General features: G+C 61.8%; 1 protein-coding gene. It reads left to right on the forward strand.

Annotated features, from left to right (window positions below; translation table 11 throughout):
- Positions 1–128: 128 nt before the first annotated feature.
- Entirely contained in the window at positions 129–239 is a 111-nt protein-coding gene (locus tag NE591_RS14085) for a hypothetical protein (RefSeq protein WP_256156955.1), read from the forward strand.
- The last annotated feature ends 65 nt before the right edge of the window (positions 240–304 follow it).

Raw genomic sequence — 304 nt, forward strand, 5'->3', positions numbered from 1 at the left:
TCTCGTCGACCATGGTGCCGGAGCGCCCGAGCAGCGCCGCGGTGAAGGCGTCGAAGAGGATGGCGAGCCCGAAACCGCCGGCGTCCACCACACCATGCTCCTTGAGCACAGGCAGATGCGACATCCAAATGGCCTACAACGAGGAGCACGGTATCAAGCCCCAGACTATCCGCAAGGCCATCAACGACATCATGGGCTTCATCACGGAAGACGTGGAGGGCACCACTGCCAGCAGGTGAACAAGGAGCTGGCAGAGCTTTCCCGCGAAGAGGTCCTGCGGCTCATCTCGTCCATGGAAGACGAC

It is taken from the genome of Adlercreutzia sp. DFI.6.23 (genome assembly GCF_024462535.1).
In the GTDB taxonomy this organism is placed as follows: domain Bacteria; phylum Actinomycetota; class Coriobacteriia; order Coriobacteriales; family Eggerthellaceae; genus Adlercreutzia; species Adlercreutzia rubneri.

Bases quoted from the DNA above. Each gene is read 5' to 3' on its own strand.
- NE591_RS14085 (WP_256156955.1), top strand. From the start codon at position 129: ATGGCCTACAACGAGGAGCACGGTATCAAGCCCCAGACTATCCGCAAG.